This window comes from Psychrobacter urativorans (genome assembly GCF_904846675.1).
Lineage (GTDB): Bacteria > Pseudomonadota > Gammaproteobacteria > Pseudomonadales > Moraxellaceae > Psychrobacter > Psychrobacter urativorans_B.
This window is the reverse complement of sequence record NZ_CAJHBT010000019.1, coordinates 1-14781: the sequence shown is the minus strand read 5'-3', so window position 1 is coordinate 14781 and position 14781 is coordinate 1. Positions and strand designations below refer to the sequence as shown.

Annotated in this window: 10 protein-coding genes; 3 read left to right on the top strand and 7 right to left on the bottom strand. The window is 42.8% G+C overall.

Features of this window, described 5'->3' with window-relative positions; genetic code table 11:
* Position 1: 1 nt before the first annotated feature.
* Genes JMY06_RS09170 through JMY06_RS09160 form a run of 3 tightly spaced genes read right to left on the bottom strand, consistent with a single transcriptional unit; the run spans position 2 to position 3508 of the window.
* The gene (locus tag JMY06_RS09170) at positions 2-934 is read right to left on the bottom strand and encodes a Na(+)-translocating NADH-quinone reductase subunit C (protein ID WP_201618000.1); all 933 of its coding nucleotides are present in this window, start codon (positions 932-934) and stop codon (positions 2-4) included.
* Positions 915-2150: an NADH:ubiquinone reductase (Na(+)-transporting) subunit B gene (locus tag JMY06_RS09165; RefSeq protein ID WP_201617999.1), complete on the bottom strand. Its 1236-nt coding sequence runs from the start codon at positions 2148-2150 to the stop codon at positions 915-917. Before JMY06_RS09165 ends, JMY06_RS09170 begins: the two co-directional genes overlap by 20 nt.
* Positions 2151-2155: 5 nt before the next feature.
* Positions 2156-3508 carry a Na(+)-translocating NADH-quinone reductase subunit A gene (locus JMY06_RS09160; protein WP_201617998.1) on the bottom strand — a complete coding sequence of 451 codons (1353 nt, stop codon included), beginning with the start codon at positions 3506-3508 and terminating at the stop codon, positions 2156-2158.
* 985 nt (positions 3509-4493) lie between these two features.
* Between JMY06_RS09160 and hisA the strand changes: the two genes are divergently transcribed.
* From hisA to JMY06_RS09145, 3 genes are all read left to right on the top strand, one after another.
* Positions 4494-5234 carry a 1-(5-phosphoribosyl)-5-[(5-phosphoribosylamino)methylideneamino]imidazole-4-carboxamide isomerase gene (gene hisA / locus JMY06_RS09155; protein ID WP_201617997.1) on the top strand — a complete coding sequence of 247 codons (741 nt, stop codon included), beginning with the start codon at positions 4494-4496 and terminating at the stop codon, positions 5232-5234.
* A 48-nt stretch (positions 5235-5282) separates the two neighbouring features.
* The gene (locus JMY06_RS09150) at positions 5283-7007 is read left to right on the top strand and encodes a mechanosensitive ion channel family protein (RefSeq protein WP_201617996.1); all 1725 of its coding nucleotides are present in this window, start codon (positions 5283-5285) and stop codon (positions 7005-7007) included.
* Between the two features lie 103 nt (positions 7008-7110).
* Positions 7111-7419 (top strand): hypothetical protein, encoded by a 309-nt coding sequence (locus JMY06_RS09145; protein WP_201617995.1) that lies wholly within the window; start codon positions 7111-7113, stop codon positions 7417-7419.
* A gap of 86 nt (positions 7420-7505) precedes the next feature.
* Here the strand turns inward: JMY06_RS09145 and rnr are convergent, their stop codons facing one another.
* From rnr to thrS, 4 genes are all read right to left on the bottom strand, one after another.
* Positions 7506-9770, bottom strand: a complete 2265-nt coding sequence (gene rnr, locus JMY06_RS09140) for a ribonuclease R (RefSeq protein ID WP_201617994.1) — start codon at positions 9768-9770, stop codon at positions 7506-7508.
* A 125-nt stretch (positions 9771-9895) separates the two neighbouring features.
* On the bottom strand, positions 9896-11140 hold the full coding sequence (locus JMY06_RS09135) for a toxic anion resistance protein (protein ID WP_201529290.1): 1245 nt from the start codon (positions 11138-11140) through the stop codon (positions 9896-9898).
* A 344-nt stretch (positions 11141-11484) separates the two neighbouring features.
* The gene (gene infC, locus JMY06_RS09130) at positions 11485-11988 is read right to left on the bottom strand and encodes a translation initiation factor IF-3 (protein ID WP_201529288.1); all 504 of its coding nucleotides are present in this window, start codon (positions 11986-11988) and stop codon (positions 11485-11487) included.
* 23 nt (positions 11989-12011) lie between these two features.
* Complete coding sequence (gene thrS / locus JMY06_RS09125) at positions 12012-13946, bottom strand: threonine--tRNA ligase (protein ID WP_201617993.1); 1935 nt, start codon at positions 13944-13946, stop codon at positions 12012-12014.
* Positions 13947-14781 lie beyond the last annotated feature (835 nt).

The following is a 14781-nucleotide window of genomic DNA, read 5'->3' as shown; positions in this document are numbered from 1 at the left end:
GTTAAGCCTCCTTGCCGTGCGCTGCTGGTGCTATTGATGCCAGCTCGGTTACGGAATGCGTCTCTTTCTGAGTTGGGTTTTGGCCTAGCTTTTTATATGAGATTTGCTGTGCTTGCACGTCAGTATTTTCAATCGTCTGACCGGTTTCTTCACGCACATGATCTAAATAAGGCTTATACCCTTGCTCACCCAACCAAAACTGAATCATGTTACTGACGCCTCGGCTGGTCAAAGTCGCACCACTAATACCATCGATCCAGTTGTCTTTTGGGTTACCAGCTTTGGTCACGCCAGTAGCAACGTCGCCGTTCTCATCATAAGAGTGGATACCTTTCCACATCGCACGCCATTTTGGCTCTTCGATGCGAGCGCCGAGGCCTGGGGTTTCTTTATGCTCATAAAAGCTGATGCCTTTGATGGTGTTCATATCGCTCTCAAGCGTTAAGAAAGCATAGATAGTGCCCCACAGACCATACCCTTGAATCGGTAGCACCACCATTTCAGGCTGACCGGCATCATCATTTTTTACATAGACTTTGGCATATTTAGGCTTACGACCAATACTGGCAGGGTCATTACTGCCCAAGTCTTCGCTTAACGCCTTATTCTTAGTGGCCTGACTGGTATCATAAGTATTACGATCTGCAATGCCAACGGCCTTTAGGGCGTCATCATCTAAGTAATTACCTTTGTTTAAGTCAACGATTTCAACATCGAAGTCTTTAAAACGCTCAGCGACATCTTCATTGGTATCAGTTTCCGCATCAAACATACCAGCGGCGACCAATATATTCTTATTGCGATCCAAACGAGCATTCTCGAGTTGCGCCGGCTTGAGACCGACGGCTGCTGCTGAAACCAATACTGAACACACCAAACATAGCGTTAACGCCACGCTGATGGTTTTCATATTATTACTTTTGGGCTTGGACATAACGAACCCTCCGTGCAGTTTGGCGTTTGATATTTGCTTGGGTAACAAAGTAGTCAAACAAAGGGGCAAATAAGTTGGCAAAAAGAATAGCGAGCATGATGCCTTCTGGGAAAGCTGGGTTGATTACCCGAATTAATACAGTCATAAAGCCAATCAAAATACCATAAGCCCAGCGACCTTTATTGGTATGCGCGGCTGATACTGGATCAGTTGCCATAAACACCACACCAAACGCAAAACCGCCGATGACTAAGTGCCAGTAGAACGGCAGGCTCATCATCAGGTTGTCCTCAGAGCCAATCATATTAAAGACAAGTGACGTGGCAATCAGTCCAATCACGCAGCCTAACATAATGCGCCAGGAAGCAATACGCGTCCACAGTAGAACAGCGGCACCGAATAGAATGGCAAGGGTCGACACCTCACCAATACTACCTTGAATATTACCTAAGAAGGCATCGCTCCAAGTAATGGCTTGGCCATAAACGTCAACGAATTTGTCCGGAGTCACCCCAAGCGCTGCTAGACCAAGAGGCGTGGCCCCTGAGAAGCCATCGACTGCGGTCCATACGGAGTCGCCTGACATATAAGCAGGATACGCAAAGTATAAGAATGCGCGACCCGATAGGGCTGGGTTAAGGAAGTTTTTACCCGTACCACCAAATACTTCTTTAGCGACGACCACCCCGAAGATAATACCTAAGGCCACTTGCCATAGTGGAATATCGGGTGGCAAAATCAGTGCATACAATACAGAGGTTACAAAGAAACCTTCGTTAACCTCATGTCCACGAACCACAGCAAATATAATCTCACAGAAAATACCCACCGCAAAAGTGACCAGATATATTGGCAAGAACTGCATCGCCCCATATACAAAGCTTGCCCAAATGCTATCGGGATTGTAGCCGGCCATGCTAGTGATAATAGTACGCCAGCCTTCAGGCTGCAGACCAAGCTGAGCGACTGCTGTTAATGCCTGATGACCGACGTTATACATACCAAAGAACATTGCTGGGAACGTACACATCCATACCGTAATCATAATACGCTTAAGGTCAATACCGTCGCGCACGTGTGATGAGGTAAACGTCGTTGAACTTGGTTGACGTAAAAAGGTGTCAAACATCTCAAAAAGAGCATAGTACTTTTCGTGCTTGCCACCTTTGGTAAAGGACGGCTCCATACGATCGAACATATTGTGTAAAAATTTCATCGTGGTTAGCCCTCCAGCTCAATGCGCGTTAAGTTATCACGCAAAATATCACTGTATTCATATTTACCAGGAGAAACGAAGGTGCATAACGCCACATCTTCTTCGTCCAATTCAAGGACACCTAAATCAACTGCAGTGATAATGTCTTCGATGATCAGCGCGCGCATTAGCTGAGTCGGCAGATAGTCTTGTGGCATAACCTCTTCATAGACCCCGATTGGCACCATCGCACGCGGTGAGCCATTAGTAGTCGTAGTGAAGCTATACTTCTTTTTGCCAAAAAACTGCGAGATATAAATCGGCAATTTAGAAAAGCGGTTTTTACCGGGAGTTAAAAAGTGGAATGCAGGACGTTCATAGCCTTCCGCTAAAACACTGATTTGATCATGAAAGCGGCCAAGGTACGAAACGTTGGCGAACAGCTTACGACCAGATAGTACTGAGCCTGAAATAATGCGGTTATCACCCTCAATCAGCTGACCTTTGGTCAATGCGGTAATATCAGCACCGCGTTCGGTGGCGATAAGATGCGGATTTTTAACCGCAGGGCCAGCTAGGCTGAGCAGACGACGAGTATACAAACGACCAGTGGTAAATAATTTACCGATAGCAATCACATCTTGATAGCCAATGGTCCAGACGCTGACGCCGCGAGCAATAGGGTGCAAAAAGTGAATATGTGTGCCTGCTAGGCCTGCCGGATGCTTACCCTTAAAGCTATGATACTCAGTGACATTATTAGTAGCCGTTTTCGGTACTGGCGTCAGCTGGGCATCACCATGATGGCTAACAAAGGTCTTTGGACTCAATGTCGATAATACTGCTAAGCCATCATTGAAAGCTTGTAGTTGCTCGTTAATTAGCAGCATCGGATCAAATGCTAGTGGATTAGTATCCATAGCAGTGACAAAGATGGCATGCGGACGAGCACCGATATCAGGGGAGCGGCTAAAGGGACGCGTGCGAAATGCCGTCCATTCACCAGAGGCAAGCAGTTGGGTTTCAACGATATCAGAGTCTAAGTCAGCGAGTTGCTGGGAGTCATAACTCTGAAAATCGACTTCTTCACCGTTGGGGTCAACCTGAATCACAAGACTTTCAAACACACGACGCTCACCGCGTTTGATAGCGATGACCTTGCCAGCAGCAGGAGCAGTGTAGATGACGCCTACATGTTTTTTATCTTCAAAAACGGGCTGACCTTTGGCTACGATGTCGCCTTCTTTGACGTTCATAGTAGGCTTCATGCCCACATAATCGTAGCCGATGAGTGCCACCTGTGCGGGTCTGTGCTCAAATATCTCGCGGGAGGGTTCACCGGTGATGGGCAAATCCAAACCTTTCTTAATGGTAATCATAAGCGAAAACTTAGTCCATAGTCTAAAACGATACCAGACGTCCTGTTTGGCACAACGACAATAATAGTCATAAACGATGCTAAAAGTGTTTAATCATTGATTCCTTACGATAGGAAAGTGACTAATAACACTAAGTACAAAGCTTGAGCATTACTGCTGATAAGAGTATTAACGCTGACCTTAGACTCCTTAACAACACGTTAATGTCTTATTCAAATTACCAAAAAAGCGACCGGCTACCAAGATGCACAATAAAGCGCTCAGTACCAGATAAACGCTTAAAGCCAGTTGCCAAAAGCGATTACTCCAGATATAGAGCGATTTTTATCATACGTTTTATAGAAATCTTAAAACTTGTAATAGCTGTTTGCTATCATTCGATGACAAATGGGTCAAAAGACACCCTAGTACAGTAATTAGCCTTTAGCTGTGCTGACCAGTCTGCTTATTATCTAGGAGTAGATGACCTATTGATGCCCTGTAAAAGGTATCTAACCTGTGTTTAATGACCTATGATAGCGTCTTAAACGGTATTTATTGATGAATTCGTTCAACAAAATAACGGCCAATATAATGACAAGTTATGTATCATTTTATTGGGTTGTTTTGGGATGTATATCAGCTGCCATACATCGATCAGCCATTTATGACGAGTGTACAACGTCCACATGGTAATCAGAGAGTAAGCTGTTTTCACATAGAAACAAATACAAATTTACCTAGGATTATACGCTAAATTAACCTAAAATTGCCAGTTAGTAATTGAATTTATCTCATATTGATGCTGAAGGTAACTTCTAAAACTAGGCATCAGCGACGTATAATCTTAGATAAACGCCTACAAATATTTTTATTTATACTTCTATTTATGGTGGTTTTAAAAACACGCTTAAATGGCACTGGTTGTACCGTTTATTTCTAATTTTAAATTTGGTTTTTCTGTTTTATTTCTAACATTATTTATATATTTTATAAGGAGTGCTATATGTGTGCTGCGCCTGTGATTATTCCGGCTATTGATCTCAAAGATGGCAAGTGTGTGCGCCTAAAACAAGGGCGAATGGAGGATGATACGGTATTCTCTGACGACCCAGTAGCGGTGGCTGCGCGTTGGGTAAAAGAAGGGGCGCGTCGCTTACATTTAGTCGATTTGAACGGTGCCTTTGATGGTGTACCAGTACATAAGCGCGTGGTACATGATATTGCCGAAGCTTTCCCGCAGCTGCCCATTCAGCTTGGTGGCGGCGTACGTAATATGCATAGTATTGAGCAATATATTACGGCTGGTCTGACTTATATTATTATCGGTACCAAAGCCGTTGAAGATCCAGAGTTTGTTGCTGAAGCTTGCCGCGAATTCCCTGGTAATATCATCGTTGGTATTGATGCCAAAGATGGCATGGTTGCTACTCATGGTTGGGCAAATGTCACTGATACTAAGGCCACAGAGCTTGCCAAACGCTTTGCTGATGTTGGCGTATCCTCGATTGTCTATACCGATATCAATCGTGATGGCATGATGCAAGGTGTCAATGTTGAGCAAACAGTTAATTTAGCGCGCGAAGGTGGACTGCCCGTTATTGCTTCTGGCGGCGTTACTGATATGCAAGATATTAAAATTTTAAAGCCTTATGGTGATTGTCTTGAAGGCATCATCACTGGTCGTGCTATCTATGAAGGCACGCTAGATTTGGGTGAGGCACAGAGCTATTTGGACCGTAAATAAACAGCTTACCTAGCGTATCATCTTAATAGCGCTTAATAAAGGATACTTATGGCCGCTTATTTTGACCTTTTACTTTTGTATAGACGACTATCCAAACAGCTATATAGAGCACTACTTGTGTGGGGTCAAATACTGCTGTTAAACGTTATTTCTGGCGTGCCAGCCCATGCTGTTCCCGATGCCGCTAGTGCCGCATTGGCAGATACTACAACAGCATTAGGGTTACCGAATGCGGCGGCAACTACCACGGGTAAAGATGCCCCTGCGGACGATGCTTCTGCTGATATTAGCGCTGCAGCTGATGCATCAGAAGCCCCTGCAGATGGGGATACTATATCTAGTGCGCCCGCCCCCATTGCCCCCATTGTTCCACCCTCAGTTATCAGTGGTGAGAGCACTAATAATGCGCAAATTGAAACCACACCGACTCCGAAAAAAGACAACGATATCCGTCAGCGTATTAGTGGTATTTTTTCTGAAATTGAAGGCTTGCAAGCGATTAACGTCAGCGTGACCCAGGGAGTAGTGAGCTTAACTGGCGAAACTCCGAATGAGAAAAAGGCCCAGCAAGCCATTGATTTGACCAATCGCCTAACGGATGTGGTCACAGTAGAAGATAAGATTAACCGAACACTTGATGTGCAAGACAATGTTACAACGGTTTATCAGGGGCTAAAAACCCAAGGAAAAACGCTAATCAAAGCTTTGCCATTATTATTGATCGGTATTGTGGTTTTTGGTGTGGTGGTATGGTTCGGCAGTTGGTTGTCTAATCGACAAAAGATGTGGCAACGTTTGACCCCGAATCCATTCGTAGCTGAGCTATTATCGCAAACGGTCAAAGTTATCTTTATTGTCTTTGGTTTAATATTAGCATTAAGTCTAGTCGGTGCGGAGACCATCTTAGGCACGCTACTTGGCGGTGCAGGGGTCATCGGTATTGCCGTCGGTTTTGCCGTCAAAGATACGATCGAGAATTATATTGCCTCACTGATGCTCAGTATCCGCCAACCGTTTCGCGCTCGAGACCAAATCGCCATCAACGGTCAAGAGGGCATTGTGGTGAGATTAACCTCAAGAGCAACAATTTTGATGACTTTTGATGGCAATCAGCTACGTATTCCTAATGCTGAAGTCTTTAAAAGTACCATCTTAAATTATACTAAAAATCCTGAACGTCGCTTCACTTTCGAGCTAGGCGTTGATGCTAATGATGATCCACTTGCAGCCATCAAGGTCGGGATTGATGCGATATGTACGTTAGACTTTGTATTGGACACTCCCAAAACCATCGCCATTATCACAGAAGTTGGTGACTCCAACATCCTTCTTGAATTTCAAGTCTGGGTTAACCAGTCAGAGACTGACTTCGCCAAAGCGCGCAGTATTGCTATTCGTGAGACTAAGCATGCTTTAGAGAACGAAGGCTTTAGCTTACCCGAACCTATTTATCGCCTGCGCTTTAATCATAAGTTAGAAAAAGTGCTTGGGCATATGCAAAACGGTAACCTTGCAAGTAAAAGCAGTGCTGAAATTACTAGAGAACCGATGATGCCTGCAGAGGAAGGAGAGGCCGACCTGAATGAAATTACAGTGGATGATAAAGATAAGAAAATTGCTAAGGCGCGGGCTAAACACATCTTACAAGGGCCTAATGCCGACGACGTACTCGATGCCCGTCCGGATGAAAAGCTAATGGAGAAGGTGGAACAAGAAATTGCTGAAAGTTCAGACGAGACCGATTTATTAGATAAAAACAGCCCGCAAGAATAGTAATGCTATAAAATATAAATTAGTTCTTCTATAAAATAGACATGAAAAATGCAGTATAACTTATATCTATTAAATGTATTTTTAAATATACGAGACATTATTCATGCAATTGAAACATCTGATTATCTTCGCATTGGCAGGTATGGTCTTATTACTGGGCTTTAAAATGATTAATGGCAATCGCTACGAGAGTAGGCAAGCAGCAGCACTGAATAATGAAATATCAGCTGATAGCCCTATCGATAATGCTAACTCTGCCAACCTTACTGATACTACAAGCAGCTCAACCAATATTAATAGCAAACCATTAGGCGAGCAACCGAAAACCATACTTGATAAGGTGAACACTCAGATGGACCAAACGCAGCAAAAGGATAAAGCGCGTTTAGAACAAATAGACAGCGGGCAGTAGTCGCATATAACCGTTAAATCCACAGTAATAAAAAAGGCTAACAATAATGTTAGCCTTTTTTATTACTTCTTAATATTTATCTCAAATTAGCTTTTTTTGCTATTGCCGTTACTACCATTTCCACTACTACGGCGACGTTTTTTCTTAGTTGGGCTAGCTTCAGTTCGGTTCATCTCACTAGATTGCAGCTTAGACTGCAAGTCAAAGTCAATTTGTAGCAGATCCATGTTGACCCCAGCGACTTTTACGCGTACCGAATCGCCAAGCCCAAATAACGTACCTTTATCTTTGCCAACAAGCTGCTGTTGTCTTTCGTCATAGACGAAGAAGTCATCGCCAACGTTAGAGATATGCACCAGACCGTCAATATATAGGTCTTTTAAGGTCACAAATAGACCGAAATTAGTCACAGTCGTGACCACACCATCGAACTCTTCGCCGACATGATCTTTCATATAATGACACTTGAGCCATGACTCTACAAAGCGTGATGCTTTTTCAGCACGGCGCTCAGTGTCTGACGTTTGCGTTCCTGCCCCTTCAAGTGAGAAGTCCATTACTGGTTGTTTGCTATTAGTAACTTTAGCTTTAATGGCACGATGCAGCATTAAGTCAGGATAGCGACGAATCGGCGAGGTAAAGTGACTGTATTCGTCATAAGCCAAACCAAAGTGACCGATATTATCAGGCGAATAATTCGCCTGCATCATTGAACGCAATAACATACTATGTACGCTAATCGCATCAGGGCGGTCTTTAGTGGCTTCAATGATACGCTGATAATCTTCTTGCGTTGGATTCTCTTCAGGGAAGCTTAAGCCAAAGTTCTTCGCATATTCATGAATACGCATCGACTTTTCGCCATCAGGCTTATCATGGTTACGGTATAAAACAGGCAGCTCGTTTTTTAGTGCAAAGTTTGCGGCACAAGTATTAGCGAGTAACATGCATTCTTCGATAAGCTTATGCGCGTCTCCACGTGTGCGCGGTAAGATAGCCGCGATACCACCTTTTTCGTTGAATTCGATATAAGTCTCAACGGTCTCAAATTCCATAGCATGACGTTCTTCACGTTTTTTGAGTAGTAGCTCGTACAGCTGATGCATCGTATCAACAGATTTTTTGACCGCTTTATTACCAGTCAATGACTTAGGTAGGCTGTCATCTTTTGGATTGGCGAAATAGTCGTTCACTTGGTCATAAGTTAGACGCGCTTGTGAATTCATAACCGCTGGATAAAACTCATAACCAGTGACTTTACCGGCGCGTGATACTTTAATATCCGCGACCATGCACAAACGATCAACGTCAGGGTTTAATGAACACAGACCATTTGATAATACTTCAGGTAGCATCGGAATCACCCGATGTGGGAAGTATACTGATGTACCGCGCTCATAAGCTTCTTGATCGAGCGCAGAGTTTGGCGTCACATAATAGCTAACATCAGCAATAGCAACCAATACGCGATAGTTACCACCACTACGCTTTTCAGCGAATACCGCATCATCAAAGTCACGTGCATCTGCACCATCAATAGTAACTAGCGGCAATTCACGTAAATCTGTACGACCTTTTAAATCTTTATTAGTCGGTTCTTGGTAGTCATTGGCTTGTTTAAGAGCCGCTTCACTAAACTCGAAAGGAATATCGTAGTTGAGTAGCGTCGTCTCAATGATAAGCTCGCGATCGTTATCGCCTGTGAGGACTTCAGCAATTTTACCGGTAGCAAATTCGTGCTGATTAGGCCAATCAATGACATCGACTTTCACTGGATTGCCAAGCTTAGCATCTAGGGCTTGTACGTTTTCATCAGTGACTGAAATTGGTTGATGGTTGTTTGGGCTACCAAGCTCCACGCAATAACCGTCTTCGTCTTGAGCCAGCGTACCGATAAACTGGTTTTGATGACGCTCAGTCACATCAACGATACGCCCTTCAGTACGTCCACGGTTATCCGTCGAAGTACCAATAGCATCAACTTTGTCGCCATTGAATACCCAGCGCATTTGCTTTTCATGTAAAAACAAATCTGGCATATCTCTAAGCAATACAAAACCGAAGCCTTTAGGATGGGCGGATACTGTGCCGCTGACGACATCATGCTGGGTCACTGTGCGATAGCGATAAGGACGGCCATCGCGGTTAACTTGTCCATCACGAACCATAGCTTTGAGGCGATTGCCTAAAGCATCAAATTGATCAGGATCATCAATATTAAAAGCTTTTGCCAACTGCTGATGCGTGACTTCACCCTGAGCAGTAATCGTGCTTAATATCAGCTCACGACTAGGGATAGGATTGTCATATTTTTGGGCTTCAGCCGAAGCGTTTGGATCATTCCAACTCATAAAGTACCGTATCTATTTTTAAGATTATTAATAAAGACTATCTTAACACGAACGACGCTGCAATATCTTGCGTCAATTACCTTATGTGTTATCGATAATCTGTCGCTTCTAAGTAAGTAAAGGCATTAAATATCGATATCGACCGTACCAGACTTATCTGTTATCTTTTTACTATCCAGCTCTTTCGAGACTTCAAGCACGGTAGTCTGGTTCGATTTATCTAAGTATTTTTGTGCTTTATCTACTTCAGTGGTCAAGGTATTGACCGTTTGTTTCATACTTTCTAAGGCTTCAATCTTATAATTACTGATCATATCCATGGTGTCATAGACATTATTAAAAGCGTTTTGTAGTTTATCAAGCTCAATAGTGCTGCTAGTCGCTTGTTCATGAATCTCAAGAGATTGGCGTTTAAGCATCTCAGAGGTAGATTCGATCAAGCTACTGGTGGTTTTATTTAAGGCTGTGATTTGATCTAGTACCAGCTTTTGATTGGTCATCGCTTGAGCAACAACTACGGCTGTACGCAAGGCAGACACTGTAGTAGTAGTGGCGCGATCCACCCCTTTAATGAGCTCTAAGTTATTTTTACGAATGGTATCGAGTGCTAAATAACCTTGCACGTTAACTGCCAGCTGCGTTAAAAAGTCGGTATTCTTTTGGCGCACATAGAACAGCATCTCTTCTTTAATAATACGCGCTTTTTCAGGGTCAGTTGCCTCAACGGAATGAACTTTTTGTTCCAGTTGCTCATCGATTTTTTTACCAACATAAATATATTGACGAATCGACTGCATCAGCTCCCACATATTGACTTTTTCTTGCTCAATCGTGGCATTGTCTTTGAGGAGTTCATCTTTACCATTATATAGGCTGGTTACCACCGCATTGATATGCGACTGTGCAGACTCATATTGGCGGAAATAATCTTGCACTTTATTACCAAATGGAATCAGACCAAACAATTTACGCGAATGGGTCAGCTCTTTTTTACTGGGGTCTAAGTCCTCGACAATACCGCGCAGCTCAGTAAGTGATTTGGCAATGGGCGAGTTGTCGAACAGGCTATCATTGAGACTTTTGGCCGGTAGCTCTAGCATGCGATTGGATATTTGTGCCGATTCACGGATTTCTTTGTTACCCAAGTTATGAATAGACTGTATATTTTGCTGAAAGTCTGAGCTGTGCACTGAGTTATTGATAACGTTGTCAACGAAAGCGTCAACTTTGGCATCAAGCTCTGGAACTTGGCTGTCATCTAACGTGACCATCTGATCCGCTTCACTTTTTTGTACTTCTTTTACAGCAGCAGGCGGTGTCAGTGAAATACCTGGGATATTGGCGTTTTTTGGTGGGGACAACTCTTGCATGAAATTTCCTATAACTAAAATATTAAATGTCTTACTTCATATATTTATATTTCTTATTAAGTAAGTTCGTTATAAGGCTAAGTAGCGTTGATTAAAGTATAACCAGCTAAAAGCACTAAATTAAAAGACTATAAATTAAATAATAATGGAGAGGTGTTTACCAGTTATTAAGATTAACGTGTTCTTAGGTGCTAAAGAAGGTTGGTTTTGTAAAGTAGTGCCGATTACAGGACGTGCAATATTAAACAGTTAATGGCAAAAAACCATCGATATCCCGCAGCATATTGATGGTCAAAAAATACAAATACGTTTTTATGAGAGCTAAATAAAGCCTAGCCATCTGCCTATTTTTTCTTAGTAGGACCTAGTAGCATACCCATCTGGCGACCTTCCATTTTTGGGTATTGTTCGACGTTTGAGATATCGGCAGTGTCTTCAATGATACGTTCAAGCTGTTTACGACCGATATCTTGATGGGCCATCTCGCGACCACGAAAGCGAATACTGATTTTAACTTTGTCTTGGTCTTCTAAGAAGCTAACGACTTTTTTCAGTTTAACCTGATAGTCAGCTTCTTCAGTGCTAGGGCGCAGTTTCATCTCTTTGAGCTGAGTCTGCTTTTGGTTCTTTTTAGCTTCTTTAGCCTTTTGCTTTTGATCATAGAGGAAATGCTTATAATCCATGATCTTACATACAGGCGGCTTGGCTTCAGGAACCAGTTCGACCAAATCTAGACTGTCTTCACGTGCCGCTTTCATCGCGGTATTAATATCGACTACGCCCATTTGTTCGCCGTCTTCTTTGACCAGACGGACTTCTTTGGCACTGATATCTTCGTTGATGTTCAAACGGTTTGACTGTTTAATAGGTATTACTCCTGATCTGTTTTTTGATTCTGTCGGCCTTTTTCGGCGACAGCTGTCTGTACTAATGTGATAAATTCAGAAATGCTCATCACGCCTAGGTTTTCACCTTCGCGAGTTCGGACATTGACACTGCCTGATTCGACTTCCTTATCCCCTAATACTAGCATATAGGGGATACGTTCTAATGTTTTCTCTCGTATCTTAAATCCAATCTTTTCGTTACGCAAGTCACTAATGGCGCGCAAGCCTGCTTTTTTCAACTCACTAACGACATTTTCACAGGTTTTGGACTGTTTATCAGTGATATTCATCACCACCACTTGTTGCGGCGCAAGCCATACTGGCATCCAACCGGCATAGTGTTCGATGAGCATACCGATAAAGCGCTCGAACGAACCTAAAATGGCGCGGTGCAACATAATCGGGACTTCACGCTCGCCTTGTTCGTTGACGAATTCTGCATCGAGACGTTCAGGCATATTAGGATCGACCTGAATAGTACCGCACTGCCAGACGCGACCCAGGCAGTCTTTGAGACTAAATTCAATTTTAGGACCATAAAATGCGCCCTCGCCAGGTAGGTATTCCCAGTCTAGCCCTGAACTATCAAGGGCGTCAGCAAGCGCTTTTTCCGCAAAATCCCAAGCCTCTTCACTACCCACGCGCTTTTCGGGACGGGTAGACAGCTTCATAATGATGTCTTTAAAACCAAAATCATCATAGACATCAAGAGTAAGCTTGATAAAATCGGCCACTTCTTGTTGAATTTGCGCTTGCGTGCAAAAGATATGCGCATCATCTTGGGTAAAACCACGTACGCGCATCAAACCATGCAATGAGCCTGATGGTTCGTTACGGTGACACGAGCCAAATTCGGCCATCCGTAGTGGCAATTCCCGGTAAGACTTCAAGCCTTGGTTAAATACTTGCACGTGACAAGGGCAGTTCATCGGCTTTATGGCATAATCACGATTTTCGCTAGAAGTGGTGAACATATTGGTCGCATAGTTACCCCAGTGACCTGAACGCTCCCACAAGCTACGATCGACAATTTGTGGTGTTTTGATTTCTTCATAGCCATTATCATTTTGTACTTTGCGCATATATTGCTCAAGTACTTGATAAATCGTCCAACCATTGGGATGCCAAAACACCATACCTGGCGCTTGTTCTTGCATATGGAATAAATTTAGCGCCTTACCGATTTTACGGTGATCGCGCTTTTCAGCTTCTTCAATACGCTGAATATAAGCTTTTAATTGTTTCTTATCAGCCCACGCCGTACCATAAATACGCTGTAACTGCTCGTTTTTGGCATCGCCGCGCCAATAAGCACCGCTCATTTTGGTCAGTTTAAATACCTTCAGAAATCGTGTATTCGGTACATGCGGACCACGGCACATATCGACATATTCTTGATGGTAATATAACCCAAAAGCATCTTCGCCCGGCATATCATTGATCAGTTTCAGCTTATAATCTTCCCCGCGTGATTTGAAGATATCAATCACTTCATCGCGTGGTGTCATTTTCTTAATAACATCATAATCCTGTTTGATCAGCTCCATCATGCGCTTTTCAATTTTTTCCATGTGCTCAGGTGTGAATGGGGTTTCACTATAGATATCATAATAAAAGCCTTCATCAATGACCGGACCGATGACCATTTTTACATCAGGATAAAGCTGCTTAACAGCATGACCTAATAAATGCGCACAAGAGTGACGAATGATATCAACGCCATCATTATCTTTTGCAGTAACGATTTCGACTTTAGCATCGGCAATAATAGGATCGTTGGCATCAACTAAATGTCCGTCTACGCGCCCAGCAATCGTTGCCTTGGCAAGTCCTGGCCCAATACTTTGCGCCACTTCCATAACAGTCGTGTTGCCTTCGAAGTTTTTTACGCTACCATCGGGTAAAGTAATCGCCACCATAATCTATTCACCTGTTTTGAGTCTGTTGGCAGTGATGATTGCAACCATCAATCATATGACCGCAAGACTACATAAATTATAACCACTCATCGTGGTATGTTGAGAGCTAATAGTATGACTTTTTAAACGTGCATAATTGAGATGGATGATTATTCATCTTAATTATGAATAATTACCAAAGTATCAAACATAGCGGCCCGCCCTTTAAATACAGTTAACTGGCAGCGCCGTTAAGTCGTGCTATAAAAGCAGCTATTATAGCAAAAACTGTCTATAAACACTAGATAGCAAGGGATAAGCATCGTCCAATCTGTAAGCTATGAGTAGCAAAAGTCAAAACGTACTACTACAAGACGTACTACTAATAAGGTACTAATCATATGATAGGTGAGTTAATAGTGCGATAAAACCTATCATATATAGGAAGGTTTGTAATGAATAACGATTATACCGGTGACAAGCGCATACTTGTCATCTACATTAGATAAGTATTGATAACTGAGTCATTAGATGTAGCAGTGGATTAAGATAAATAGTGAATTAATTAAAGCCGACAATCAAGCGCTGATAGTTATTTTTCTGATAATGGTCTCTAAGTAAGCTTATATAGGGTCATTGGCAACTAAATGCAAGTATCTTAAATAAGTTCTTGACACCCATCCTAAAACCTATATAATACGCCTCTCACCAAGGGAAGCTAGGGATAGGTTAACAAACTTATAAACCAGATAACTTGATGACACGAATTAGAACAAAGAGTTGACAGACTATTTCATTATGATATACTAGTCAGCTCGCTAATTAAGAAAGGCATATTTGCTGAGTACTGATTAGA

Coding starts and splice junctions, on each gene's coding strand:
- JMY06_RS09135 (WP_201529290.1), bottom strand. CDS start 11,140: ATGCAAGAGTTGTCCCCACCAAAAAACGCCAATATCCCAGGTATTTCA.
- JMY06_RS09165 (WP_201617999.1), bottom strand. CDS start 2,150: ATGAAATTTTTACACAATATGTTCGATCGTATGGAGCCGTCCTTTACC.
- hisA (WP_201617997.1), top strand. CDS start 4,494: ATGTGTGCTGCGCCTGTGATTATTCCGGCTATTGATCTCAAAGATGGC.
- JMY06_RS09150 (WP_201617996.1), top strand. CDS start 5,283: ATGGCCGCTTATTTTGACCTTTTACTTTTGTATAGACGACTATCCAAA.
- JMY06_RS09170 (WP_201618000.1), bottom strand. CDS start 934: ATGTCCAAGCCCAAAAGTAATAATATGAAAACCATCAGCGTGGCGTTA.
- JMY06_RS09160 (WP_201617998.1), bottom strand. CDS start 3,508: ATGATTACCATTAAGAAAGGTTTGGATTTGCCCATCACCGGTGAACCC.
- thrS (WP_201617993.1), bottom strand. CDS start 13,946: ATGGTGGCGATTACTTTACCCGATGGTAGCGTAAAAAACTTCGAAGGC.
- JMY06_RS09145 (WP_201617995.1), top strand. CDS start 7,111: ATGCAATTGAAACATCTGATTATCTTCGCATTGGCAGGTATGGTCTTA.
- rnr (WP_201617994.1), bottom strand. CDS start 9,770: ATGAGTTGGAATGATCCAAACGCTTCGGCTGAAGCCCAAAAATATGAC.